We start from the raw sequence: 24,228 nt of genomic DNA, 5'->3' as shown, positions 1-24,228 counted from the left end.
GACGTAGCTCATATGAGCTACAATGTGAATACAATTGGCGTGGACAAATCTCAAACTGGTCGAGATGTCCACTTATCCGTTCTCCACTTCGCTATTGTTCGCAGGAGCCTGTCATGTCCGCTTCGACCTTTGTCCGAGCCCGTATCGACGTTGAAATCAAGGAAGAGGCCGCGATCGTTCTGGAAGCGATGGGACTGACGGTTTCAGACGCCGTGCGCATGCTTTTGACGCGCGTGGCACGTGAAAAGGCATTGCCTGTGGAACTGATGACTCCCAATCCAGCAACCATTGCGTCGCTAAAAGAGGCGCGGGCCGGTGGCCTCCGCAAGTTCGGGTCGGTGAGCGACCTGATGGCGGATCTCAACGATGAGGACGATTGAACGGACGACCCAATTCAAGCGCGATTACAAGCGCGAACTCAAAGGGCCGTTCAAGGCGCTGCTGCAAAGCCCGGCTGGTGACTGGTTTGCAATCCTGACTGCCTTGGCGAGTGACATGTCGCTGCCGGACAAATTTCGCGACCATGCGCTTGGCGGCCAGTGGAAGGACTTCCGGGATTGCCATGTTCGGCCAGACCTTTTGCTGATCTATCGGAAGCCAGACCCTTGGACACTGCAACTTGTCCGGCTTGGGTCGCATAGCGAGCTGGCCATGTAACGCGCAGTCCAGACCGCCAGCAAATGAAAAGCGCGCGGCACGATCAGTGCCGCGCGCTTTTTTTCAAGGACAGCAAGCCGCCGCGAATGGCGGCATGCCGTGGATGGCGGCTTAACGCTTGCCGTCCTTCGCGTACACCCGCTCACCCGCCACCCAGGTCTCCAGCACCTGGGTCTTCCAGATGTCTGCCGGCTTGGCCTTGAACAGGTCCTGGTCGACCAGGATGAAGTCGGCCCACTTGCCGGCTTCGAGCGAGCCCAGCGTCTTCTCCTGGTGCTCGGCATAGGCCGCGTCCAGGGTGAAGGCGCGGAATGCCTGCGGCAGGGTCATGGCCTCTTCCGGATGCCAGCCGCGGATCGGGCGGCCTTCATGGTCAGTGCGGGTGACCGCGGCGTGCAGGCCGTAGAACGGGTTGGCCGATTCCACCGGGAAGTCCGAGCCGCCCGCGATCACGGTGCCTTGCTTGAGCAGCGTCTGCCAGGCATAGGCGCCCTTGATGCGATCCTTGCCGACACGGTCTTCGGCCATGTTCATGTCGCTGGTGGCGTGCGTGGGCTGCATCGAGGCGATCAGGTCCAGCGTCTTGAAGCGCGGGATGTCCGACAGCGCGATCACCTGCGCGTGCTCGACGCGGTTACGCAACTGGCGCCCGCCCACGTCCTTGTAGGCCGTTTCCATGGCATCCAGCACCTGGTGGTTGGTGGCATCGCCGATGGCGTGGATGTTGACCTGGTAGCCGGCCTTGATCGCGGTCTTGATCGCGGTCTGCATGGCGGCATCGCTCATGAAGAGCAGGCCGCTGTGCACGTGGTCGTCCGAGTACGGTGCCATCAGCGCGGCGCCGCGGCTGCCCAGTGCGCCGTCGCCATACAGCTTGACCGCGCGCAGGTAGTAGCGGTCGTTGCCATAGCCCACCAGCGGCCCCTTGGCCGACAGCGCCTTGAAGTCGTCGCCGGTGTCGCGGATCATGCCGTAGATGCGCGTGGTCAGCTTGCCCTGGTCGGCGAACTCGCGGTAAATCTTGTCCTCGGCAACGGTCACGCCGGCGTCGCCCGCTGCGGTCAGGCCGAGCGCGTTCATGTGCGCCAGCGAGGCGGCCAGCGCGGCGCGGCGGTCATCGTCGCTGTACGGCGGGATCACGCTGTTGACCAGCGCCATGGCCTTGTCGACCAGCACGCCGGTGGGGTTGCCGTTGGCATCGCGCTCGATGCGTCCGCCGGCCGGGTCCTTGGTGTCGCGCGTGATGCCGGCGGCCTGCAGCGCCTTGGTGTTGAGCCACGCGGCGTGGCCGTCCACGCGCACCAGCCGCACCGGGCGGTCCGACACCGCCGCGTCCAGCTCGGCCGCGGTCGGGAAGCGGCCCAGCTTCCAGTTCACCTGGTTCCAGCCATAGCCCAGCAGCCACTTGCGCTGCGGGTTCTTGTCGCCATAGGCGCGGATCATGCCTTGCGCCTCGGCCAGCGTCCTGGTGCCGGACAGCGAGATCTCGGTGGTCTTGAAGCCCAGGCGGAACACGTGGCCGTGGGCGTCGATCAGGCCCGGCAGCAGGGTCTTGCCCTGGCCGTCGATGCGTTTGGCATCGGGGTACTGCGCGCGCAGTGCGGCGGCGTCGCCGGTGGCCAGCACCTTGCCCTGGTCGAACACCAGGCCGGTGAAGCTGGTGATCTTGTCCTGCTTCAGGGTGTAGCCCTGCACCGATTCCACCAGCGTCGGCGCGGCGTGCGCGGACAGGCTCAGTGCCATGCCGGCGCCAAGCGCCAGCATGCTCATGCGGATTGCTCTCTTCAAAGCGATGCTCCTTGTTGTTGTTGTGCTTGTGCTTTCTTGCTCTTGTGTACTGCTGGTTGTGAAGCGCGCGGGAATGGCGCTTATTCACCGATTGCCGGCACGGCGGCGCGCGCCGGGGCGGCATCGCGTCTGGCCGGCAGGGCGGGGAATTGCATCTCGGCATAGGACACGAAGCGCGTCTTGCGCGCAATGCGATAGCCCAGCCAGATCAGGAGGAAGATCGGGATGCCGATATAGGTGGCGGCCACGCTGACCCAGTCGATCTTGCCGCTGGTGAAAGCCTGGTAGTTCTGCCCAAGCGTCACGATCAGGCACAGCGCAAAGGCGAAGATCGGCCCGTAGGGGAAGAACGGCGAGCGGTAAGGCAGCCGGTCCAGGTCCAGCCCTTGCGCGACAAAGCCCTTGCGGAAGCGGTAATGGCTGACCGCAATGCCCAGCCACGCGATAAATCCGGTCATGCCGGACAGGTTCAGCAGCCACAGGTAGACCGACCTGCTTTCGAACAACGAGGTGAGAAAGCACAGCGCGCCCACCGCGGTAGTGGCCAGCAGCGCCATCAGCGGCACGCCGTTGCGCGTGAGCTGCGCAAAGATGCGCGGCGCGCGGCCTTCGGTGGCCAGGTTGTACAGCATGCGGGTGGAGGCATACATGCCAGAATTGCCGGCCGACAGCACCGCGGTCAGGATCACCGCGTTCATCACGCCTGCCGCAAAGGCCAGGCCCGCATGGCGGAACACCAGCGTGAACGGGCTGACGCCCACGGTCTGCACGTCGTTCTTGAGCAGGTTCGGGTCGGTGTAGGGGATCAGGATGCCGATGATCAGGATCGCCAGCACATAGAACAGCAGGATGCGCCAGAACACCTGGCGCACCGCGCGCGGGATGTTCTTGGCCGGATCGGCCGATTCGCCGGCGGCGACGCCGATCAGCTCGGTGCCCTGGAACGAGAAGCCGGCGATCATGGCCACGCCGATCAGCGCCGGCAGGCCGCCGACGAAGGGCGCGTCGCCGGTGGTCAGGTTGGCCAGTCCGTGGGAGGCCGACACGTCGCCGCGCAGGATGCCGAAGATCATCAGCGTGCCGATGCCGATAAAGGCGATCACCGTCACCACCTTGACCAGCGCGCACCAGTACTCGGCCTCGCCGAAGCCGCGCACCGAGATCGCGTTGAGCAGGAACATCAGGCCCAGGAACAGCGCGCTCCACAGCACGCCCGGCGTGTCGGGGAACCAGTACTGCATCACCAGCTGGGCCGCGGCCAGTTCCACCGCGATGGTCACCGCCCAGTTGTACCAATAGTTCCAGCCGAGCGCGAAGCCGAAGCCTTCATCGACATAGCGCGCGCCATAGGTGGCGAACGAGCCCGACACCGGCATATAGGCCGCCAGCTCGCCCAGGCTGGTCATCAGGAAATAGACCATCGCCCCGATCAGGATATAGGCGGCCAGCGCGCCGCCGGGGCCGGCCTGTGCGATGGTGGCACCCGAGGCCACGAACAGCCCCGTGCCGATCGAGCCGCCGATGGCGATCATGGTGAGATGGCGTGCCCGCAGGGTGCGGCGCAGCGTCGGCGCGGGGGCGCCGGAAGAGGTGGGCTGGGAAGGTTGGCTTGACATCAGGATCCGGTCTGGGCGCGCGCCAGGACAAAAGGTCGCGAAGGCGCGCAACTATGCCGGCATCGCCGAGAGGCGGCAAGCTGCGCCGAAGCGCCAGCCGCACGGGTCGCGGCGGCCCGCCGCCAGTGCCTCCTCCCGGTTCTACCGGCCGGTATATTGGGCGGCATCATAAGAGAAATCGTTGTGCAGGGAAAGCCGCTGCGCGAGCCGCGCGCCGCCCGGTGTGCCGCATTGGCCGCGTGACCGCATTGCCTGTGCATGCGATGTAGGACAAACACCCGACGCGGAACAGGAATGGCACCGCTGCCACGGCAGCGGCGCGCGGTATATCGTGCGAGGTAGCAGGCGCTGCATGCCGGCCGGCGCGCGGGGCCAGCCCCATCCCATCCCGCCGCAGGGAGACCTCACGGATGTTCCAGACGCTCTGTCATGTTCCGTTCGATACCCGGCCAAGCCGTGCCGCGAGGCACGCGGGCGCCAGCCGGGGCCTGCGCCGGCTGACGGCGGCGATGCTCGGGTCGGCGCTGGCGGCCGGGTTGCTGGCAGGGTGCGCCAGCCTGCCAGCCTCGGCGCAGCGCACCCCCTCGAGCGCCCCGGTCAGTACCGCCGACACCCCGCTGGGCAAGGTGCTGGCGCCGCGCCTGGCGCAGCACCCAGGCGAGTCGCTGTTCTATCCGCTGCAGTCCGGGCCCGACGCGCTCGCTGCGCGGCTGGCGATGGCGCGTGCGGCGCAACGCAGCCTGGACCTGCAGACCTATATCTTCGAGACCACCGGCACCGGCGCCGCCGTGCTGGGCGACATCATCGACGCGGCCGACCGCGGCGTGCGCGTGCGCATGCTGCTCGACGACCTGCATACCGGTGGCATGGACAAGATCCTGTCGGCCATCGATTCGCATCCCAATATCGAGGTGCGACTGTTCAATCCGTTTGCCAACCGCAGCGTGCGCTGGCTGGAAATGCTGGCCGGCTTCAAGCGGCTGGACCGGCGCATGCACAACAAGTCGATGACGGTGGACAACCAGATGACCCTGCTGGGCGGGCGCAATGTCGGCGATGCCTACTTCTCCGCGCGCGCCGACATGGACTTCAGCGACCTCGATGTGCTGATTGCCGGACCGGCGGTGCCGCAGGTATCGGCGGTGTTCGACGAATACTGGAACGACCAGTCCTCATACCCGGTGGTGGCGCTGATCCCCGCAGGCAAGGAAGCGCCGGTTGAGATGCGCAGCCTGCGCAAGGGCCTGGAAGCACGCGGCGACCAGGCCGTCGCCAGCCCCTACGTGAAGGAATTGCTGGAGTCCGGCCTGGCCAAGGGCATCGAGAGCGGCCGCATGCCTGCCTACAGCGGCAAGGCTGTCGTGGTCTCCGACAAGGCCGCCAAGATTACGCACCAGACCGACGACGACCCCGGGCACGCCACCGCCCGGCTCGAGAAAATGATCAACGGCGCGCAGAAGGAAGTGCTGCTGATCTCGCCGTACTTCGTGCCGGACGACGATGGCGAGGCCTGGCTGATCGCCCTGGCAAAGCGCGGCATCCGCGTGCGCATCCTGACCAACTCGTTTGCCGCCACCGATGTCAGCCCGGTGCATGCCGGCTACGCCCCGCACCGGCTGGCGCTGGTGGCCGCGGGCGTCGAGCTGTACGAGCTCAAGCCCAGCGCCTACGCCGAACTGGCAAGCAGCGGCAAGGCCGCGCGCGGTTCGCGCTCGCGCTCATGGCTGTCGTCCAGCCGCGCCAGCCTGCATGCCAAGAACTACATCGTCGACCGGCACCTGGTATTCATCGGCTCGCTCAACATGGACCCGCGCTCGGCCAAGCTCAATACCGAGATGGGCGTCGTGCTGGACAGCCCGGCGCTGGCCGAGCGCATGATCAAGTCCACCGAGCACGGGCTGCTCGACATGGCCTATCGCGTCGGCATGCAGACCGATGGCGACGGCGGCAACCGGCGCCTGACCTGGACCACGCGCGAGAAGGGGCAGCTCATGGTCTATGACAGCGAACCCGGCATGGGTCCGCTGCAGCATCTGGGCATCGGCGTGCTGCGCGTGCTCCCGATCAAGGAAGAGCTATAAGCCTGGCTGCGGTGCTGCACCGCGCCTTTCCTGAACCCGGGTTTGGGCGTATGGTTTTCCGCTTCGTTGCCTGCCGCAAAGGAGCTTCATGAAGGCCGCTGTCCTGTATCAACCCAAGACCCCGCTGATTATCGAAGACGTTGCCATCGGCAAGCCCGGCCCGCGCGAGGTGCTGGTGCGCACCGCCGCCGTGGGCGTGTGCCACTCGGACCTGCATTTCCTGGACGGTGCCTACCCGTACCCGATGCCGGCAATCCTGGGCCACGAGGCCGCGGGTGTGGTCGAGCAGGTCGGCGCCGAAGTGCGCACGGTCAAGCCCGGTGACCACGTGATCACCTGCCTGTCGGCCTACTGCGGCCATTGCGAACACTGCCTGACCGGCCGCCTGTCGCTGTGCATTGAGCCCGATACCCGCCGCCGCGAAGGCGAAGAGCCGCGCCTGATGGCCCGCCAGGGCGGGCCCATGAACCAGTTCCTGAACCTGTCGGCGTTCGCCGAGCAGATGCTGATCCATGAGCACGCGCTGGTGGCAATACGGCGCGACATGCCGCTGGACCGCGCCGCGCTGATCGGCTGCGCGGTCACCACCGGCATGGGCGCGGTGATCCATACCGCGAAGGTGCAGCCGGGCGAGACCGTTGCCGTGATCGGCTGCGGCGGCATCGGGCTGGCCACGGTCAACAGCGCCGCCATCGCCGGTGCCGGGCGCATCATCGCCATCGACCGCGTGCCGGCCAAGCTGGAGCTGGCGCGCAGGTTCGGCGCGACCGACGTGATCGACGCCGGCAATGCCGATGTGCTGGATGCCGTGCGCACCCTCACCGGCGGCGGCGTGCACCATGCCTTCGAGGCCATCGGCCTGAAGCAGACCACCGAGCAGGCCTTTGCCATGCTGCGCCGGGGCGGCACCGCCACGGTCATCGGCATGATCGCGCCGGGCGTCAAGATTGAACTGAAGGGCAGCGATTTCCTGGGCGAGAAGCGCATCCAGGGCTCGCTGATGGGCTCCAACCGCTTCCCGGTGGACATGCCGCGCATGGTGGACTTCTATATGGCCGGCCGCCTGCACCTGGACGAACTGATCGCGCAGCGCCTGCCGCTGGAGCGCATCAACGATGCCTTCGACCAACTGCGCCGCGGCGAGCTGGCGCGCTCGGTGATCCTGTTCGATTAAGGGCCGCCGCCCACAGCGCCATGGTTCGCGCTGTGGGACAATCGCGGCGCACCGCAATGACGAGGCGCCGCATGAAGACAATCGAATGGAAGGACTGGGAGATTTTTTGCCGCGTGGTGGAAGGCGGCGGCTTCACCCAGGGGGCCGAGCTGGCAGAGGTACCCAAATCTTCCGCCAGCGCCGCGGTGGCACGGCTGGAAGGCCAGCTAGGCATCCGCCTGTTCGAGCGCACCACGCGCCGCGTGCGCGTGACCGAACGCGGCCAGCGCCTGTATGAGCGCGTGGCGCCGCTGTTCGCCGAACTCCATGAAATCAGTGCCGAGGCCACCTCGGACAGCGCCGAAGTCAGCGGCCTGCTGCGCATCTCCACCCCCTATGAAGTCGGCTCCCAGCATCTGTCCGAAAGCCTGACGCGCGTGCTGCGCGCCCACCCCGGCCTGCGCGTGCAGGTCGATGTCAGCTGGGACCAGCCCGACCTGATCCGCCACGGCTACGACCTCGCGTTCGTGATGACCGACACCGCGCTGCACGACACCTCGTTCGCCAGCAAGCGCGTGGTGCTGGTTGAGCGCGCCTTCTATGCCGCGCCGGCACTGATCAAGACGCGCGGGCTGCCGCGCACGCCGCAGGACCTGCAGGGGTGGCCCACGCTGGGCAATGCCGACGACCGCCACTGGGAGTTCCTGCGCGACGGCGTGGAGATTGCACGCCAGGATGTCGAGCCGCGCATCTGCACCCATAACGCCGAGCTGCGGCTCAAGGCGGCGCTCGACGGGCTGGGCGTGACGCGGCTGTCGCCGCGCTTCGTGCAGGATGCGGTCGGTCAGGGGCAACTGGTGCGGGTGCTGCCGGGCTATGCCTCATCGCCGCTGAAGGTCTACGTGCTGATGCCGGCGCGCAAGCTGATGCCGGCCAGCGTGCGGGTGCTGCTGGACATGCTGGAGCAGACGCTGGGGGTGCCGGAGGCGCGGCGCCCGTACGGCAAGCGGAGGGAGAACGCTTAGCTGCCGCGGCCTCCGCTTGCGGGCATCGGTCAATAAGGCTGCTCGGCCGGCCGCACGTCAAAGTGCAGCACTTCGGCAAGATCCAGCATCTCCTCGTCGTCCTCGCTGCGCGTGATCCAGCCGCCGTAGGCGTCGCCGCCGGTATCCCAGTTCCACAGCGTATAGCCGGCCACGCGCAATTGGTTGTGCGCCAGCTCCATCAGTTCCGGCACGCTGGTGGTCTCCAGGAAGGCTTCTTCCTCGGGGTCGTCGCTGCCCCAGTCGATCTCCAGGTCGATCCGTTCGCACAACTGGTTCAGGCAGCCGATAAAGGACTGGGCATCCTTCCAGTCGACAAAGAACCCGGACTGCCAGTCGATGACCTCACGGATCACCCACAGCAGTTCCTGGCCATCGGTGTCATCGTCCTCGGCATCGAGCAGGGCATCTTCAAACATCGACAGCTGCGCCGAGGTCTGCGCGCTGTCGCCAAGGTTGATCAGGGCGAAGAAACGCGCAATCGCGTCCTGCGTGTCGTCGTCCAGGGGTGTGGCCATCTTGTTTTCTCCTGTTGCTTGCTGCGGTCTCCTAGGCCGCGATGCGAATGATCTCGCGTTGGCCCGCCGGTGTCACGCGCAACGCGCGCGAGGTGCGCGTAGGCTCGACCCAGCCGCGCGACAGCAGGCTGCCCAACAGCGCCGCGCCAAGCGCGCCGCCCAGGTGCGGCTTGCGCTCGCTCCAGTCCGGGCAGGTGCAGGCAAACTGGCGCCGCTTGCGCCGCGCCGCCTCCACGTCGACACCCAGCCCCGCCAGCGCCTGCGCGCCGTCGCCGCTCAGGTCTACGCGCTGTCCGTCCAGCATCAGCCAGCCCGAATGCGTCATCCGCTCGAACAGGCCCACGGCCAGCTCGCCCGCCAGGTGGTCATAGCAGGTGCGCGCCTGGCGCAGCGCCGGTGGCGCGGTGCGCGATGCCGGCACGTCGCGCAGCCGCGGCGGCTGGCTGGCCAGCGACGCCGACGCCAGCGCCTCGATCGCCACGCCGATCTCCGGCGCGGCCAGGCGGTAGTAGCGGTTGCGCCCGCGCGTCTCGGCCACCAGCAGCCCGCCTTCGGTCAAGCGGGCCAGGTGGCCGCTGGTGGAGGAGGCCGACAGCCCGGCGATCAGCGCCAGCTCGCCGGCGGGCCGGGCGCTGCCGTCCATCAGCGCCCACAGCATGGCCGCGCGGCCGGGATCGGCGAGCAGGGCGGCGAGGTGGCTGATGCCCGGGGTGTAATCCATGGTTTGGCTCCGGATGAAAGGTGGCATGCGGAGTATAGGCGGCACACGCCAGCGAGTTGGCAATCGGGCGCTGCCACTGCGGGAAAACCCTCTTTTGACAGTAGCTCAACCCCCCGACTATAGTGTCTCGACACTGGTCATACCAGTATGACCAGAACGGCAAAAAATCGTATGTTCAGGGGGATTACAGAGCATGAAACGAGTTCGCAGCAGCTTGGCAGGCCTCTCCATCCTATGGGGATGTTTCTCACCGATTGCCGCGGACGCCAAGCCCGCAGACGGCACGCTTGTCGCAGCGGTCGCGAGAGAAATATTGGTATTGGACAATTTCAACTCCACCTCTCGCGAGAACGAAATCCTCAGTCTCCTGATTGACGATTCTCTCTTCTACATCGACCCGGCGACGCAGCAGCCGACGCCCTTGCTGGCAAAGAGCTACCGATATCTCGAACCGACCGTTCTTGAAGTCACCCTGCGTGAGGACATCCAGTTCCATGACGGCAGCAAAGTGACAGCCGACGACGTCATCTATACATTCCAGTCCATCATCAATCCCAAAAGCACTGCCAAGAAGGGGGATCAGTTCAAGCGATGGCTGGCGAAAGTAGAGAAGGGGGAAGCGCCTGGTACCGTGGTGTTCAGAATGAAGGGCGCGAATCCTCTGGCGCTGCATTTTCTGGCAACGACAGGTCGGGTTGTCAAGAGCGGAACGTACGACAAAGCGGGGACGCCCAGCGGCCTGGATGTCGAGGCGCAGTCGCGAAAAATGGTGGGGACTGGCCCCTATAAAGTCACCTCGTTCCTGCCCGGACGAGAAGTCGTGCTGGAAAAGTTTGCCGGCTATCGCAAGGAATCCCCGAAAGGCACGCCAGAAATCCCGCGCATTCGCATCAAGGTGATTCCAGACTACGCAACTCAGGTAGCGGAGGTTCTTTCCGGCGGCGTTCATTGGACATACAACATTCCAACGGACATTGCCGATGAGGTTGGAAGTACCAAGCAAGCAGTCTTTGTGGCGTCGCCGTCCATGCGCATCGGCTTCATCGTGCTGGACGCGGCCGGGCGCACCGGCAAGGACAATCCTTTTACCAAGCTGAAGGTACGTCAGGCCCTCAACTACGCGGTGGACCGGGAGGCTCTGACAAGGCAGCTCATTCGCGGACGTTCGGCTCCTGCCTATACCCCCTGCTTGCCGATACAGTTCGGCTGCGCCCAGGACGTCACCAAGTACAACTACAACATCGCAAAGGCGAAGCAACTTCTTACTGAGGCGGGTTATCCGAACGGACTTCAGTTTGATCTGTGGGCATCGCGTGAAAAGGAAACGCTGGAAGCTGTCGTCGCGATGTGGCGAAAGGCCGGAATCAACGCCAATCTGCGCGTCGCCAAATCGCCCGCTGTGCTCAAGGCGCGCGATGAAAACCAGATCTCAGCATATTTCGAGAACAACGGCTCCCTGGGCGTCGCGGATGCTGGCGCGCTCTTGCCCAATCTGTTCGGCAAGGGCTCGCCCAGTGACTTCCATCACGACCAGCGACTGTATTTGAGTCTCGAACAGTTCCTGTCCACAACCGACATCCCAGCACGTAAGGAGCTCGGGCGGGAGGCGGTGAGTCGCATTCTTGACCAAGCCTACTGGGTACCTCTGTTTGAATTCACCCAGAACTTCGTCCTGGCGCCGGATCTGAATTTTCCGCAGGCTGCTGACGGCATGCCACGGCTGTATCTAGCCACGTGGAAGGCAAAGAAGTGAACGAACTAGGGAAACGACATCGTGCTTAGATTCGTTACGCAGAAGATCCTGTTGGCAATCGCCGTCGCCTTGACGGCGTCGATTGTCACCTTTGCGCTGCTCAACTTTGCCGTCGACCCGGCCGCGGCTATCGTTGGCGATACCGATGACCCGGCCGTAATCGCGCAAGTCCGCGCAGACCTCGGGTTGGACAGGCCCGCTTCAGAGCGGTACGTGACATGGGTGGGCGGGCTGTTAAAAGGTGACCTGGGCGTCAGCTATGTCATGAAGCAGCCAGTCATGGAAATTATCCTCGAGCATGCACCGGTCACCATCCGACTGGCGCTGAGCGGGATGCTGGTCACCATCCTGATCGGCCTGCCACTTGGTGTCGCTGCCGCACTGCGGCCAGGCAGCTGGATAGACCGCACCGCGCTCTCAGTCGCAGCCGCCATACAGGCCGCCCCGAATTTCTGGGTAGGACTGTTGTTCATCCTGTTTTTCGCCGTTCACCTCGGCTTGCTTCCGGTGTCCGGAGACGACTCGTGGCAGAGCTACATTATGCCGGCGGTGATTCTCGGCAAAGGTGCGGTCCCGAATGTCATGCGGCTGACCAGGTCGGGGCTGATGGAAGTACTTTCGGCGGACTTTATCCGGACCGCCCGGGCAAAAGGGTTCTTCGGCTGGAGCCTTCTGCGTCGCCACGCCTTGCGTAACGCGATTCTTCCGGTGGTGAGCGTGCTCGCCATCGAACTGGGGAACAAGCTGGGAGGATCGGTCGTTACCGAGGTCGTCTTTGCCATGAATGGATTGGGCCGGTTGGCACTGAATTCAGTGCTTACCGGTGACATCCCTACCTTACAGATGCTGGTGCTTGTCTTCGCGGTGATGTTTGTGCTGATGACTTTTGTGTCAGACGTCCTCAACGCCTGGCTTGACCCACGAATTAGGCTTGCATGAGATGACCGATATTGCTCTGACTACGGAAGTAAGCGCCTCATCGAATGCTGAAAGGCGCGACAGTCTGCCAAAACGAATCCTTCGCAACCGAAGCGTGCGCATTGGTGGTGGGGTGGTACTTGCCTACATCATGGTTGCGCTTTTCGGGCCGCTGATTTGGACGACAGACCCATACGCGCAGGATCTGATGATGCGACTGCGCCCGCCGGCTTGGGATGCCAGGGGCGCACTCCAGCATCCGCTCGGCACGGACCAGCTGGGTAGAGACGTTCTTGCGCGCCTGCTCGAGGGCGCGCGAGTATCGCTCACCATTGGCTTCTGCGCCGCGTCTATCGGCGCCGTCATCGGAATAACGTTGGGTTCGATCGCCGGATACTTCGGGCGCCTGGTTGACCACGCTGTCATGTTCGGCCTTACGTGCAAGCTTGCGCTTCCGAGCTTGCTCCTGGCGATGACTCTGATCTATTTCATTCAGCCGTCGCTCACGACCGTCGTCTGCGTTATCGGGCTGATGCACTGGACGCTCTATCTGGTCGTGACGCGCAGCGCAACGCAGCGGATTCGAGAACTGGACTATGTCAAGGCATCGAAATTGGCTGGCGCCAGTGCTCGCCAAATCATCGTCTGGGACATCCTGCCCAACCTGGCTGGGTCGCTATTGGTCGTATTCACTGCGGAAGTGGCGGTTTCTATCCTGGCAGAAGCGTCGCTGTCGTTCCTTGGCGTCGGAGTGCCTTCGCCCATCCCGTCCTGGGGGTTGATGATCTCGGAAGGCAAGGCGGTGATGTTCCTCAATCCATGGATTGTCTTGCTGCCCGGCGCATCTCTCTTTCTTCTCGTGATAGGCGTGAACCTGCTCGGCGATGGGTTGCGCGATGTCATCCAGCCACAGACTCGGGATTGAACGCCATGCTTCTTGAAGTAGAGAATCTCAGCATCAAGCTGCCGCTGGAGAACAGGCGCACATTGCATGCTGTCCGTAACGTCAGCCTCAAAATCGACAAGGGAGAGTGCCTCGGAGTAGTCGGTGAGTCAGGTTCCGGCAAGTCGCTAACTGCGCTTTCGATTCCACGATTGCTGCCACGGCGCGCACAGTGCTCGGCTGACACGCTGCGCGTAAATGGCCTGGACCTGACCAGCATGTCTGAGCGCGACCTGGCGAGCACCGTGCGAGGGACTCAGGTTGGATACATCTTCCAGGAGCCAATGACGGCCTTGAACCCCGTCTACAGCATCGGCAGGCAGTTGACGGAGACAATGCGGCGCCACCAGGCGGTGGCCGGCGACCATGCCCGCAGACGCGCGATTGAGCTGCTGGAGCGGGTGGGTATTGCCTCGCCGGCCAAGCGTATGACATCGTTCCCGCATGAGTTCTCCGGTGGGCAACGCCAGCGCATCATGATTGCCATGGCGCTCATGAATCGCCCGCAGCTGCTCATCGCCGACGAGCCCACTACGGCCCTGGATGTCACGGTCCAAAAGCAGATCCTGGACTTGTTGGATGACCTGCGTCGAGAGCTCGGCATGGGATTGCTGCTGATCTCCCACAATTTGGGGGCCGTAGCATCAGTCGCCGACAACGTTGCCGTCATGTACGCCGGAGAAATCGTAGAAGCCGCACCGACGAGCACACTCTTCGCCGCATCGCGGCATCCCTATACGCAGGGCCTGCTACGGTCGATCCCGGACCTTGGGAAGCATGAGGCCGGCACTCTGCTTCCTACACTACCGGGCACCGTCCAGTCTTTCTATTCCCAGCCAGCCAGCTGCGTCTTCGAGCGTCGGTGCAAGTACGCATTCGCCAGATGCGGTCTCGAAGCGCCGAAGCTTCGTGCCTACGACAAGAAGCACTCTGGTGCATGTCACCTTGCCAGCGCCCCGCAGCCGGAGGAAGTCGAGACACCTATGGCTATGTTGCGGAGGCCGGCGGGAGATGTACTGCTGGAAGCAAAGGACATCTCCATGACGTACCAGGTCCGCGGCGGCCTGTTCAAGCCACGGCTCTCGCTCAAGGCTGTGGTTGACGTGTCCTTGCGTCTTCAGAAGGGCCGGACACTGGCCATCGTGGGTGAGTCGGGATGCGGGAAGTCCACGCTTGCTCGGATGCTTCTCGGGTTGGAGCAGCCAGTTTCAGGAGAAGTGCTGCTCGATGAACGTCCCATTGGAGCGTATGAGCCCGCGCAGCGGGCAGCCCTTGTGCAGACCGTATTTCAGGATCCCTACTCATCGCTCAATCCGAGTCGCAGTGTGAGCGAGATTGTACGGCGGCCGCTTGACCTGTCTGCGGCCATGCCCGCGGCACAACGTGACGCGCACGTGACCAGCTTGCTCGGGAAGGTCGGTCTGCCAACCCGGCTTCACCACGCTTCACCCGGGCAGCTCTCCGGTGGGCAGCGCCAACGCGTTGCAATTGCACGTGCCCTTGCAACCAACCCGGCATTGATTGTCTGCGACGAGCCGACGTCGGCGCTGGATGTCTCGGTTCAAGCTCAGATCCTGAACCTTCTGCTGCAACTTCGGAAGGAGTTTCAGCTGACGCTGGTGTTTATCAGCCATGACCTCGCTGTGGTGGGTCATATGGCAGATGAGATTGCCGTGATGTATCTGGGTGAAGTCGTCGAATATGGACCTGCCGAGCAGGTTCTGGGAAATCCGGCCCATCCCTATACCAAAGCGCTGCTCGCAAGTACGCCGACCTTGGTGCGGCGGGAACAGGATGAAGCGAATCGAATCCTGGCGGGCGTTGCGAACCCAATGCAAAGGCCGGAAGGCTGCTGCTTCTCCCCGCGGTGCCCGTATCGGTCGGACGTGTGCAATGAACGGCCGGCGTTGAGCGAGTATGGGGACGGGCGTGCTGTCCGGTGCCATTACGCGAACTCGCTGGTCGAGGCCGATTCATCTTTGATGCAGGATACTTATTCTCGCAATGACATGGGTGTGGAGTCCATGACTTTGCGAGCATGAGAGTTCTTCGCCAGCCGCGGGTTGCTGCCTATTACCTGATTCATACCTCGGCCCAGATTGGGACATGGGTTCAGCAGGTGGTCGTGGGATGGTACGCATGGGAGCAAACTCATTCTGAACTGCTGCTCGGCATTCTGATCTTCGTCCAGTTTGCACCATCCTTCGTCGTATCCCCGCTCGCGGGGATACTGGTCGACCGAGGCAAGGTCAGGCAAGTCGTCCGCATCGCTGATGCGACCTGTGGTCTGACGTCCTTAGTCCTGGCGGCGCTTGCCGTCACCGGAAACCTGACGATTTTCGCGTTGCTTGCGTGTGCGCTACTCGTCGGGATATGCGGAAGCTTTTCGCAGCCGGCCCGCCAGGTATTGCTCACCAAGCTGGTCGAGAAGACCGAAATCGCCAGTGCTGTGTCGGTGAACTCTGTCTCGATGAATATCGCACGTTCTGTCGGCCCGCTTGGGGCGGCGTACTTGATAACGAACAATCTCTCGTTTTTTGCGTTCGCGTTGAGTGGCGTCACCGCACTGGCAGATGCCATGTTTGTGCGAGTTCTCTCCGGAAATGACGGTGAGACCAAGCCAGTACGGCCGCCCAGGCGGGAATCCTTCCTCGTAACGCTGAAGGGTGCATTCACCGCAGTCCTTGACGACCGATCCATGCGCCTGGTCTTCCTGGTCTACCTTGCGTATGCGATGCTGGGTCGCCCCGTTATCGACATGCTGCCGGCAATCGTCGACAGCATCCTGCGACAGGATGCAAGGGTGCTCGGCAATATCAATGCATTGTTTGGAGTCCTTGCTATTGCGGCTGGCCTCTTGCTTTCGCTTGTCAGTCACATTCGGACGCTGCTGAAGGTCCAGGTGATTTCGCTTGTCTTTCTCGCCTCAGGCACCGCAATGCTTTCGCTATCGTCCTCGGAACTAGGCGGTTATTTCGCCATCGGGATTTTTGCGCTCGGTCAGGCCGCTGTGAACATCTGCTCAAGTGCATTCGCTCAAATGCAAGCCGTTGAGACGCATAAGGGTAGGGTAGTCGCGCTCCACGTCATGACGTTTCGCGCCGGCGCTGCCGTGGGTGGCTTGCTCGTTGGATATGTGGCAGGGCTGATGGGCCTGGCGAACGCCATGATAGCCATCGCTGCGTGCCTATCCATCGTGTTCGCGTGTGCCATCGGAACCGCCATGCGTTTCCGCGGTTGATGTTGTTCAATGGCCTTGGCTTGGCCAGGCCCCTGCATTGCCTATATGCGAATCGGAGAAATTATGGATATCGAGATGAAGGCGGGTCCCTATTCCTTTCTGGCAAGACTTGAGCAAGACCTCTCGCCGGCAGCATGTGACTGGTTGATGGAGAGGTTGCCGGCTCAATGGGAGTTCCTGCAAGGGCGCTGGAGCGGCCATGCGGTTTTCGCTCGCCTGGGAGGAACCGCAAAGCATATCGGCAATGGAGGCATATCGCGGCCAGCCGTGGGCCAGATTCTGCTCTATGGAGGGAATGACGATGTAGGCGGAGAACTCTTGATTCCTTACGGGCCTACGCGCTTTGCCTGCCCCAGCGGCGAACTGTCTGGCCACCACGTGCTTACGGTGACGACAGGGCAAGAGCGGCTCGCCGATCTCGGCGCACTCATTCATGAGCGGGGAGGCCTTTCCATTTCATATCGGCGCTGTTCCAGGCCTTGGAGCTAACGCCGTCAGGTATCGCCGCATGTCAGCTCTGGCTGGGGTGCGGCGGATTCAATCAGTCTGCATTGCGGACAATTTAGGGAGGCAGATGATGGCAGGCGGAAGTAATGACAGGACCATGATTCGGCAGCGTTCGGAACCTTCGGAAGCGTTCCTTCGCAGTGAACGGGCGTACGTGGATCTGGCGGATGAGCGTCTGGGCGCGACAGTCGTAGCGGCGTCCGACGAGTGGTATGCGCCGGCATCGCGCATGCTCAACCCGAAAGCGGCGAACTACTACTATCACGATGACGAAGGGATGCGCTGGGTAGATGGATGGGAGACGTCTCGTCGACGCAAGGCTGGCAACGAATGGTGTGTTATCAAGCTTGGCCGGCCAGGCCAGATCACCGCGATAGGATTCGACACCAGCTTCTACACCGGCAACTATCCTTTGGCCGCGTCAGTGCAAGCCTGCGCCATTTCGGCGGATGACGATATCGCCGATGTCGAATGGACCGCGCTCGTGCCCGCGACCGAGCTTGCCGGGGACAGCCAACGACTGGTTTCAGTCGACGCAAGAGGGGTCTTCACACATGTCCGGCTGAACATTTTTCCGGACGGCGGGATGGCTCGCTTTCGTGTCTTTGGGCTGGTCCAACTGCCGGAGGCGCTCGGTCCGGCTGGCCAGTGCGATCTGGCGGCACTGGAAAACGGTGCCCGCATTGTAGGTTGCAGTGATACGCACTTCGGCGCGGTACGGGCCATGATTGCGCCAGGTCCCTCAGTGGAATGGGGCAAGGGCTGGGAAACCAGGCGTCTGAGGAAGCCGGGGCATGACTGGGCCGTGATTGCCTTGGCGGCACCGGGGACGCTGGAGCGCGTCCTGGTCGATACGACCTACTACACGGGCAACTTTCCTGCCGCCTTTTCGCTGCAAGGCGCATGCCTCGAAAGTGCCACCGACGAGGTGGTTCTGAACCAGGCGATGTACTGGCCGGAACTGGTAGGGCGCAGTAACCTGAAGGGCGGATGCCAGAATGCTGTCGAGCTGAGCGCGGCGCTTCGGGATACGCTCGTCACCCATGTCAGACTGAATATCTACCCCGACGGCGGAGTGACAAGACTCCGGCTCCTGGGAGCGCCTGGACTGATTGCGCGCTGACCGTAGCCATTTGGAAACCCGCTTCGCCAACCTGGCGAAGTGGGCACCGGTCGTCACGTTCGCCGTGGGGGAGGGTGTCCGGCCATCGTGCCATCCTTTACGAGGACTTCATCTTCCCACGGCAGACTGTACCGCCCAGCGACCAGGTCTTGCATGTACGTATACGGGCAGTCGTTCGCGCCGCCGCTGACGGCCACGAAGCCTCTGTGGCCCAGCTGGTAGATATTGTTTTCAGCACCCCAGGTTCGGCGTGCCTCGCGTACCAGGTCCGGTCGGATTTCGGCAGTAATCAATTCATTTTCCTTGTTGCTGCCGTGGCGGATTGGTACTCCATCGAAACCCACGACGATGGCCTCGCCCATTCCACCAAATGGGCCAGAGGCTGAGCATCCGCAAACGCTTGCTGTGTACATCAGGTTGCAAAAGGCATCGGCCTGTGCGGTCAGGTGCCATTGATGACGCAGTGACGAAGAGTAGCCGGCGATGCGAATCATCAACTCGGCGCCCTTGTAGGCGCACTCCCGAGCGACCTCGGGAAACATCCCGTCATGGCAGATGACGACGGCAATCTTGGAACCCTTGGGTCCTTCACACACCGGTATGCCAAGGTTCCCCGGCGCCCACGGCTCTGCAGGAACCCACGGGTGAAGTTTGCGGTAGTGCAAGCAGACTTGGCCTTCATTGTTGACCAGAATCGCTGAGTTGTACGGGTTGCCGCCCGGGTTGAGTTCCATGAAGGAGAAGCATGCCCATACGTTTGCCAGGCGACACGCGTCACGAAGCACGCCAACATGGGGTCCATCCACAGTGCACTGGAGATCAGCGCTCAACGCCTTCGAGGCGCCATTGAGCGAATACTCGGGAAAGACAATGATGTCGACATTTGGGCGCCCCGCCTTTACCTGGTGCACAAACGAGGCGAGCCTCTCGGCAGAGAGGCGCAGGTCCTCCGCCGTTGCGATATCCGCTTTCCGAAGCTGCAGCAGCCCCACGATGACCCCGTTTTCAGTCTGATTTAACCCACCCAAGCCGTTCATCAGCCTCTCCTCGAAAGTGTGCTTGACTCTGCCAACACGTGTGAGTATCGTATCATACTGGTATGACCAGTATGATAATAACAACGGGGAGAGAGATGTGAAACGTATACTGGTGGGCGGAGTCCTATCGGCACTCACGGCCGGCGCCGCAGCGCAGGGTAGCGTGACGCTCTATGGCGTGGCTGACGCTGCGATTGACTATGTAAGCGCCAAGGGCGCGACTGCGGGCCCGGCGGCTGACAAGCCGGGAACTACCCGACTGAGTTCGCAAGGGTCGTACTGGGGTATCCGGGGTTCAGAAGATTTAGGCGGCGGTCTGGACGCCTTCTTCCAGCTGGAAGGCAACTTTTCGATTGATTCTGGTGCGTCCAGCACGCCCTTCTTTAATCGAGATACGTTCGTAGGACTGCGCCATCGGCCGGTGGGGGCTCTCACGCTGGGTGTGAACACTACCAGCGTGCGCGCACTGGGCAACGCCCTTGATCTTACGCCAGGCGCAAATACGGGCATCGGGGCGTTGCAGTCGTTGGTTTCGAGCATGAACGGCATTTCGACCGACCACGATTCACGGTTGCAAAACTCGGTGCGCTACCGTTCGGCGTCCTTCTATGGGATCGAGGTAGGCGCGCAGTATGGATTTGGAGAGGTCCGCGCCGACGGGACCGGCCGCAACGACCACGTCATTGGTGCCGGGCTTGCCTATGCAAGAGGTCCCTTCTACGTCGCTTATGCGTACGAGGACAGACACGACAAGAACAAGGCCGGCCTGGCACAGACCAATGGCCACGACCAAAAACATCGCGTCGGCGTGAAGTACCAGGTGACAGAGCGGTGGCTCATCGGCGGTCTGTATGACCGTTCGGTCAGCGATGGCCAGTTCTCCAATGGTGACGGCCGCTTGCGCCGGGATGCGTGGGCTTTTGTTACCGAATATGACTGGGGAGCCCACGAAATCTACGCCATGTACGGGCGTGCGAATGATGTTCGTTGCCAAGGGGACACGGGAGGCAACGGAGTCAACTGTGGTTCGAGCAGCCAGACCGGCGCACAGTTGTGGACGCTCGGCTACAACTACAACCTGAGTAAGCGAACAATGATTCGCACAACGATATCGAAGATTCTCAATCAGGCGGCGGCCAAGTATGACTTTTCCAACGGCCGCACCGGAGCGGCCGCTGGCGCCGACCCATTCGGCGCTTCTGTCGGATTGCGCCATCGCTTCTAACCTCAAGCACCATGCCATGGTGCTTCCCTCACCTACCCAAGGAGTTCAAAAAAATGACGAAGCGGCAAATTCAGCCCCCCGGTGTGTTCGCTCATCATCGTGCGGCCGTAACGACTCACTATGCGGTGATGCCTCCTGAGGGCATTCTGGAAAGCCGTATTCCGGGGATTGAGAAGACCACCATCAGCGTTCAAGCTACGCCAGGTCTGGGCGCGAAGTTTGCCCAGCTGCTGCTGCAGATCCAGGGTGGCGGCGGAATGACGACCCTGCGAAACGACGGTATGCAGGCCTTCTTTTACGTTGTTTCAGGCAATGTGTCGCTCGAACTGGAGGGCAAGACACACGAGCTCAAGGCAGGGGGCTTCGCATACGCGCCCGCGGGAACTGGCGTACGTGTGTACAACCCGGGCGCCGACGAAGCGCGCGTCGTATGGATCAAGAAACCTTATGAACGCCTCGAAGGCGTGGAAGCCCCGGCAGCCCTGGTTTCACACGAGCAAAATGTCGAGAAGGTGAACAAGCACACCAAGGGCCGAACCTGGCAGCATCTGTTGCCCGATGAAAATCCGGCGTTCGACTTTGCCATCAACATCCTGAGCTTCGAGCCTGGCAATTACTTTCCCATGGTGGAAACGCATGTCATGGAACATGGGCTCTATATGCTGGAAGGGCAGGGGATGTACCTACTGCAAAATGACTGGCACGAGTGCTGGGCGGAGGACTTCATCTACATGGCACCGTTCTGTCCGCAGTTCTTCTATGCCACCGGTTGGTCCAAGGCGACATACCTGCTCTACAAGAACGTGAATCGCGATTTCACCTTCTGACGCATGCTGCGGCCGTTGGCAGGCGACGGTCCCGCCAACGGCATGCAGTTGTGGTGCATCAAGGCAGCTGATGTACGTGCTCAGGCAGCTCTACCTGGACACGCTTTGCGCTGCGCAGGACATGGTTACGCATGGCCATTTGAGCGAGGCCAGGGTTGCGCGTTGCCAAGGCTTCCACGATTTCCTTGTGCTCTTTGACGCGGCTGCTCAGGAATGCCGTGTCGGAAAGGCGCGGGGCGCTCATTTCTTCCTCCGAGAAAATCGGAGCAAGTAGTGCACGAATCAGGCGATTGCCGCAGCAAGAAGCTATCAGCGAGTGAAACTCGAAATCCAGCTGGTTCAGCCGTGTGACATCGTGGTCCTTTACCGTGATTTCCATCTCCCCCAGCAGTTTTCGTAGGGCGGCGATGTCGTCATCGGTGATATGGATGGATGCGAGGGCGGCGGCCCAACCTTCCATCAACAGGCGTGCCTCATAAAGTTCACTCGGTGTATGGTCGATCTGATGAACTTCAGAGTTTCTGCCGACGGCAGCCTGCTGCTCGAGCGATGCTACAAACACGCCTCTGCCGGGCTCTACCCGCACCAGCCCCATTCCCTCCAGCGAGGAAATTGCCTCGCGCAAGGAAGAGCGGCTTACGCCGAGCAGCTCAGCCAACTCACGCTGTGAGGGGATCTGGCTGTCCGCCGCCCATTCGCCGCTGTAGATGGATGTCTGCATGCGCTCCAAGGCGTGCTGCGTGACAGGCGTGCGCAATGCGATAGGTGGCCGACGCCCTGGTGGCGCGGGAGCAGTCAGCGGCGCCTTGGGTGCCAATGCAGCGGAAGTCGCTTTCATAGTCTGTGTAGGTGACACTTCATACTGGTCTGATAATTATCACATATAGCACTTGACCGAGCTTTCTGGCAAGTCTACAGTTATTACTGGTCAGACCAGTATGGCCGGAACCTGACAAAGTCATAAGCATAAAAGGAGACCTATGCGTATCACCCTGAAATTGGAGCCCTTGACCAAGGCGGCCTTTTCGCCGTTCGGCGAGGTCATTGAGGCTTCCCCGGGCGCCTTCCATCACATCAACGAAGGCATGGTTGAGCGCTACCATGACCTCGCCGTGGTTGATGCTCTGGCTCTTGGTGGTAAGGCTGGCATCAGCATCATGCGCGCAAAGCCGTACGTATTGCCGTTGGAGGTGGTGTTCCTCGAACGTCACCCATTGTCGAGCCAAGCCTTCATTCCCATGAAGCCGACCAGTTTTATCGTAGTGGTCGCTCCCCGGGGAGTTTCGGTGGATGCGGCCGAGGTCCGCGCCTTCATCGCCAAACCAGGGCAAGGCATCAATTACGCCCCAGGTGTTTGGCATCACGTGCTGTTGCCCACCGAAGCTTGTGACTTCGTTGTGGTTGACCGGATCGGCGCCGGTCCGAACTGCGACAAGTTTGTGCTTCCAGAGGAGGTGCGGCCGGTGATTCCCGCGTTCAGGCAGGAAATGGAACATGCAATTCTCGGTTGCGGCACCGCAGAGAAGTAAGTAACAGCGAAGAACCCGTCGGAATCAACGATGGCTTCGAAGGCGGATGGTGGAGAAAAATTGTGTTTAAGTATCTGAAGAAGTTACATATCCAGGTCCTCTTGGGCTTTGCAGTTGGCGCGCTTATTGGTTTCGTGTACCCGTCCTTTGGGGTGCAACTGCTGCCACTGGCGGAAGCATTTATCAAGCTCATCAAGATGATGCTTGCGCCCATTGTTTTCTGTTTCGTCGTGACTGGGATCCTGCATGCAGGGGATCTGAAGACGGCGGGGCGTGTAGCGCTCAAGACAATTATCTACTTTGAAATTGTCACGACAATTGCGCTACTGATTGGGGTCTTCGTCACGTACGTCTTGAAGCCTGGCGTAGGCATGAATATCGATGTATCCACGCTGGATCCGAAGTCGATACAAACCTTCGTCGAGAATGCCTCACACGTTTCGGACGTAAAGAGCTTCTTGCTGAACATCATTCCGTCCACTTTCCTTTCGGCTTTCGCGAAGGGCGACATTTTGCAGGTGCTTTTGATTGCAGTCCTGTTCGGCTGCGCGCTTCAAATCGCCGGTGAAAAAGGAAAGATGGTGGGTCAGCTGATGGACAGCCTTTCCGAAGTCCTTTTTCGTGTCATTGGCTTCATTGTTCGTCTGTCGCCGCTCGGCGTTGCAGGGGCGATGGCCTTCACCGTCGGAAAGTTTGGCTTTGCCACCATCCAGCAGCTTGGCCAACTGGTCCTGGCCTACTATGCCGCATGCGCAATCTTCCTGTTCCTTGTGCTGGGTGTGGTGATGCGGCTTTCCGGTCTTAGCCTGTTCAAGTTCATCGGCTACCTGAAGAGCGAGCTGCTCATCGCCCTGGGCTCGAGTTCATCGGATGCCGTGATGCCGCTGGTGATGGCAAAGTTGCGCCACCTTGGTGTGAAAGAGACTACGGTGGGGCTTGTTATTCCGACGGGATACTCGTTCAACCTCGACGGTTTCTCGATTTGGCTGACGTGCGCCGTCATCTTCATTGCACAGGCGACCAACACGCCGTTGGAAGGTGGAACCCTCGCCCTGATTCTCCTGGTCTCTCTCCTGACTTCCAAGGGCGCGCATGGCATCCCCGGGTCGGCGACTGTCGTGCTCGCAGCGACGTTGACTGCCATCCCCGCAATTCCCGTTTTGGGTGTGGCGCTTATCCTGTCGGTGGACAAGCTGATGGGCTTCTTCCGGGTGGCGCTCAACCTGATCGGAAACTGTGTAGGTGCGGTAGCAATCGCAGCGTGGGAAGGTCACCTCGACCTTACGCAAGCTCGCCGGGTACTGCAAGGTGATGACGAATTCGTAAGCGAGGAGAACAAGGAGATGCGAGTCGCGGGAAACATCTCCTGACCGTTGCAGCTGAAAGTCTGGCTCGCTAAATTTCAGGGTATTTCGTGACCGCTAGCGGGTCTTCTGCGCGTTCCGCGAACGAATAGGTTCGCGGGGCCGTGAGCAGTTCTTCCAAATACCCCGGATCACAACGTGGCCGGGGTTTCTCATCAGCGGCACCGGATATGCCTGAATCCTA

Annotated in this window: 22 protein-coding genes; 16 read left to right on the top strand and 6 right to left on the bottom strand. The window is 61.8% G+C overall.

Annotated features, from left to right (window positions below):
• Nucleotides 1–113 precede the first annotated feature (113 nt).
• Together I6H87_RS31215 and I6H87_RS31210 are read left to right on the top strand one after the other, a co-directional pair.
• The gene (locus I6H87_RS31215; RefSeq protein ID WP_010810750.1) at nt 114–380 is read left to right on the top strand and encodes a type II toxin-antitoxin system RelB/DinJ family antitoxin; all 267 of its coding nucleotides are present in this window, start codon (nt 114–116) and stop codon (nt 378–380) included.
• Nucleotides 367–657, top strand: a complete 291-nt coding sequence (locus I6H87_RS31210; protein ID WP_011617903.1) for a type II toxin-antitoxin system YafQ family toxin — start codon at nt 367–369, stop codon at nt 655–657. The genes I6H87_RS31215 and I6H87_RS31210 overlap by 14 nt, the downstream gene beginning before the upstream one ends.
• A gap of 111 nt (nt 658–768) precedes the next feature.
• On the opposite strand, the gene I6H87_RS31205 is transcribed toward I6H87_RS31210, so the two are convergent.
• Nucleotides 769–2,445 (bottom strand): amidohydrolase, encoded by a 1,677-nt coding sequence (locus I6H87_RS31205; RefSeq protein WP_037024735.1) that lies wholly within the window; start codon nt 2,443–2,445, stop codon nt 769–771.
• Between the two features lie 80 nt (nt 2,446–2,525).
• Nucleotides 2,526–4,061, bottom strand: a complete 1,536-nt coding sequence (locus tag I6H87_RS31200; RefSeq protein WP_010810746.1) for an amino acid permease — start codon at nt 4,059–4,061, stop codon at nt 2,526–2,528.
• A 410-nt stretch (nt 4,062–4,471) separates the two neighbouring features.
• On the opposite strand from I6H87_RS31200, the gene I6H87_RS31195 reads away from it, so the two are divergent.
• From I6H87_RS31195 to I6H87_RS31185, 3 genes are all read left to right on the top strand, one after another.
• Nucleotides 4,472–6,142 carry a phospholipase D family protein gene (locus tag I6H87_RS31195; RefSeq protein ID WP_010810745.1) on the top strand — a complete coding sequence of 557 codons (1,671 nt, stop codon included), beginning with the start codon at nt 4,472–4,474 and terminating at the stop codon, nt 6,140–6,142.
• An 88-nt stretch (nt 6,143–6,230) separates the two neighbouring features.
• On the top strand, nt 6,231–7,316 hold the full coding sequence (locus I6H87_RS31190) for a Zn-dependent alcohol dehydrogenase (RefSeq protein ID WP_010810744.1): 1,086 nt from the start codon (nt 6,231–6,233) through the stop codon (nt 7,314–7,316).
• A 71-nt stretch (nt 7,317–7,387) separates the two neighbouring features.
• Nucleotides 7,388–8,320, top strand: coding sequence for a LysR family transcriptional regulator (locus I6H87_RS31185; protein ID WP_011617901.1), 933 nt, complete (start codon nt 7,388–7,390; stop codon nt 8,318–8,320).
• Nucleotides 8,321–8,349: 29 nt separating this feature from the next.
• On the opposite strand, the gene I6H87_RS31180 is transcribed toward I6H87_RS31185, so the two are convergent.
• Together I6H87_RS31180 and I6H87_RS31175 are read right to left on the bottom strand one after the other, a co-directional pair.
• On the bottom strand, nt 8,350–8,856 hold the full coding sequence (locus I6H87_RS31180; protein ID WP_010810742.1) for a DUF6630 family protein: 507 nt from the start codon (nt 8,854–8,856) through the stop codon (nt 8,350–8,352).
• A 31-nt stretch (nt 8,857–8,887) separates the two neighbouring features.
• Nucleotides 8,888–9,577 (bottom strand): ArsR/SmtB family transcription factor, encoded by a 690-nt coding sequence (locus I6H87_RS31175; protein ID WP_011617900.1) that lies wholly within the window; start codon nt 9,575–9,577, stop codon nt 8,888–8,890.
• Nucleotides 9,578–9,770: 193 nt separating this feature from the next.
• On the opposite strand from I6H87_RS31175, the gene I6H87_RS31170 reads away from it, so the two are divergent.
• The 7 genes from I6H87_RS31170 to alc all read left to right on the top strand — a co-directional run bounded on the left by I6H87_RS31170 (nt 9,771) and on the right by alc (nt 18,062).
• Nucleotides 9,771–11,330: an ABC transporter substrate-binding protein gene (locus I6H87_RS31170; protein WP_011617899.1), complete on the top strand. Its 1,560-nt coding sequence runs from the start codon at nt 9,771–9,773 to the stop codon at nt 11,328–11,330.
• A gap of 51 nt (nt 11,331–11,381) precedes the next feature.
• The gene (locus tag I6H87_RS31165) at nt 11,382–12,269 is read left to right on the top strand and encodes an ABC transporter permease (RefSeq protein ID WP_197540021.1); all 888 of its coding nucleotides are present in this window, start codon (nt 11,382–11,384) and stop codon (nt 12,267–12,269) included.
• 1 nt (nt 12,270) lies between these two features.
• On the top strand, nt 12,271–13,173 hold the full coding sequence (locus tag I6H87_RS31160; protein ID WP_011617897.1) for an ABC transporter permease: 903 nt from the start codon (nt 12,271–12,273) through the stop codon (nt 13,171–13,173).
• A gap of 5 nt (nt 13,174–13,178) precedes the next feature.
• Complete coding sequence (locus I6H87_RS31155) at nt 13,179–15,233, top strand: dipeptide ABC transporter ATP-binding protein (RefSeq protein WP_011617896.1); 2,055 nt, start codon at nt 13,179–13,181, stop codon at nt 15,231–15,233.
• Nucleotides 15,230–16,432 carry an MFS transporter gene (locus tag I6H87_RS31150; protein ID WP_011617895.1) on the top strand — a complete coding sequence of 401 codons (1,203 nt, stop codon included), beginning with the start codon at nt 15,230–15,232 and terminating at the stop codon, nt 16,430–16,432. Before I6H87_RS31155 ends, I6H87_RS31150 begins: the two co-directional genes overlap by 4 nt.
• A gap of 63 nt (nt 16,433–16,495) precedes the next feature.
• Complete coding sequence (locus I6H87_RS31145) at nt 16,496–16,921, top strand: DUF3830 family protein (RefSeq protein ID WP_011617894.1); 426 nt, start codon at nt 16,496–16,498, stop codon at nt 16,919–16,921.
• A gap of 115 nt (nt 16,922–17,036) precedes the next feature.
• Nucleotides 17,037–18,062 (top strand): allantoicase, encoded by a 1,026-nt coding sequence (gene alc / locus I6H87_RS31140; protein WP_041688591.1) that lies wholly within the window; start codon nt 17,037–17,039, stop codon nt 18,060–18,062.
• A 53-nt stretch (nt 18,063–18,115) separates the two neighbouring features.
• Here the strand turns inward: alc and I6H87_RS31135 are convergent, their stop codons facing one another.
• On the bottom strand, nt 18,116–19,099 hold the full coding sequence (locus I6H87_RS31135; RefSeq protein WP_011617892.1) for a formamidase: 984 nt from the start codon (nt 19,097–19,099) through the stop codon (nt 18,116–18,118).
• 97 nt (nt 19,100–19,196) lie between these two features.
• Between I6H87_RS31135 and I6H87_RS31130 the strand changes: the two genes are divergently transcribed.
• Both I6H87_RS31130 and allE read left to right on the top strand, forming a co-directional pair.
• Entirely contained in the window at nt 19,197–20,324 is a 1,128-nt protein-coding gene (locus I6H87_RS31130; protein ID WP_011617891.1) for a porin, read from the top strand.
• A gap of 53 nt (nt 20,325–20,377) precedes the next feature.
• Entirely contained in the window at nt 20,378–21,151 is a 774-nt protein-coding gene (gene allE / locus I6H87_RS31125) for a (S)-ureidoglycine aminohydrolase (protein WP_011617890.1), read from the top strand.
• Between the two features lie 58 nt (nt 21,152–21,209).
• Here the strand turns inward: allE and I6H87_RS31120 are convergent, their stop codons facing one another.
• Nucleotides 21,210–21,872, bottom strand: a complete 663-nt coding sequence (locus I6H87_RS31120) for a FadR/GntR family transcriptional regulator (protein WP_041688247.1) — start codon at nt 21,870–21,872, stop codon at nt 21,210–21,212.
• A 259-nt stretch (nt 21,873–22,131) separates the two neighbouring features.
• On the opposite strand from I6H87_RS31120, the gene I6H87_RS31115 reads away from it, so the two are divergent.
• Both I6H87_RS31115 and dctA read left to right on the top strand, forming a co-directional pair.
• Nucleotides 22,132–22,680 (top strand): ureidoglycolate lyase, encoded by a 549-nt coding sequence (locus tag I6H87_RS31115; protein ID WP_011617888.1) that lies wholly within the window; start codon nt 22,132–22,134, stop codon nt 22,678–22,680.
• 62 nt (nt 22,681–22,742) lie between these two features.
• The gene (gene dctA, locus I6H87_RS31110) at nt 22,743–24,050 is read left to right on the top strand and encodes a C4-dicarboxylate transporter DctA (RefSeq protein ID WP_011617887.1); all 1,308 of its coding nucleotides are present in this window, start codon (nt 22,743–22,745) and stop codon (nt 24,048–24,050) included.
• The last annotated feature ends 178 nt before the right edge of the window (nt 24,051–24,228 follow it).

It is taken from the genome of Cupriavidus necator (assembly GCF_016127575.1).
Classification (GTDB): Bacteria; Pseudomonadota; Gammaproteobacteria; order Burkholderiales; family Burkholderiaceae; genus Cupriavidus; species Cupriavidus necator_D.
The sequence above is the reverse complement of the archived record's forward strand: the minus strand, read 5'-3'. Positions and strand labels throughout refer to the sequence as shown.

Excerpts from the sequence above, each read along its gene's own strand:
- I6H87_RS31215 (WP_010810750.1), top strand. The coding sequence starts at position 114 with ATGTCCGCTTCGACCTTTGTCCGAGCCCGTATCGACGTTGAAATCAAG.
- I6H87_RS31210 (WP_011617903.1), top strand. The coding sequence starts at position 367 with ATGAGGACGATTGAACGGACGACCCAATTCAAGCGCGATTACAAGCGC.
- I6H87_RS31200 (WP_010810746.1), bottom strand. The coding sequence starts at position 4,061 with ATGTCAAGCCAACCTTCCCAGCCCACCTCTTCCGGCGCCCCCGCGCCG.
- I6H87_RS31195 (WP_010810745.1), top strand. The coding sequence starts at position 4,472 with ATGTTCCAGACGCTCTGTCATGTTCCGTTCGATACCCGGCCAAGCCGT.
- I6H87_RS31190 (WP_010810744.1), top strand. The coding sequence starts at position 6,231 with ATGAAGGCCGCTGTCCTGTATCAACCCAAGACCCCGCTGATTATCGAA.
- I6H87_RS31185 (WP_011617901.1), top strand. The coding sequence starts at position 7,388 with ATGAAGACAATCGAATGGAAGGACTGGGAGATTTTTTGCCGCGTGGTG.
- I6H87_RS31180 (WP_010810742.1), bottom strand. The coding sequence starts at position 8,856 with ATGGCCACACCCCTGGACGACGACACGCAGGACGCGATTGCGCGTTTC.
- I6H87_RS31175 (WP_011617900.1), bottom strand. The coding sequence starts at position 9,577 with ATGGATTACACCCCGGGCATCAGCCACCTCGCCGCCCTGCTCGCCGAT.
- I6H87_RS31170 (WP_011617899.1), top strand. The coding sequence starts at position 9,771 with ATGAAACGAGTTCGCAGCAGCTTGGCAGGCCTCTCCATCCTATGGGGA.
- I6H87_RS31160 (WP_011617897.1), top strand. The coding sequence starts at position 12,271 with ATGACCGATATTGCTCTGACTACGGAAGTAAGCGCCTCATCGAATGCT.
- I6H87_RS31155 (WP_011617896.1), top strand. The coding sequence starts at position 13,179 with ATGCTTCTTGAAGTAGAGAATCTCAGCATCAAGCTGCCGCTGGAGAAC.
- I6H87_RS31150 (WP_011617895.1), top strand. The coding sequence starts at position 15,230 with ATGAGAGTTCTTCGCCAGCCGCGGGTTGCTGCCTATTACCTGATTCAT.
- I6H87_RS31145 (WP_011617894.1), top strand. The coding sequence starts at position 16,496 with ATGGATATCGAGATGAAGGCGGGTCCCTATTCCTTTCTGGCAAGACTT.
- alc (WP_041688591.1), top strand. The coding sequence starts at position 17,037 with ATGATTCGGCAGCGTTCGGAACCTTCGGAAGCGTTCCTTCGCAGTGAA.
- I6H87_RS31135 (WP_011617892.1), bottom strand. The coding sequence starts at position 19,099 with ATGAACGGCTTGGGTGGGTTAAATCAGACTGAAAACGGGGTCATCGTG.
- allE (WP_011617890.1), top strand. The coding sequence starts at position 20,378 with ATGACGAAGCGGCAAATTCAGCCCCCCGGTGTGTTCGCTCATCATCGT.
- I6H87_RS31120 (WP_041688247.1), bottom strand. The coding sequence starts at position 21,872 with ATGCAGACATCCATCTACAGCGGCGAATGGGCGGCGGACAGCCAGATC.
- I6H87_RS31115 (WP_011617888.1), top strand. The coding sequence starts at position 22,132 with ATGCGTATCACCCTGAAATTGGAGCCCTTGACCAAGGCGGCCTTTTCG.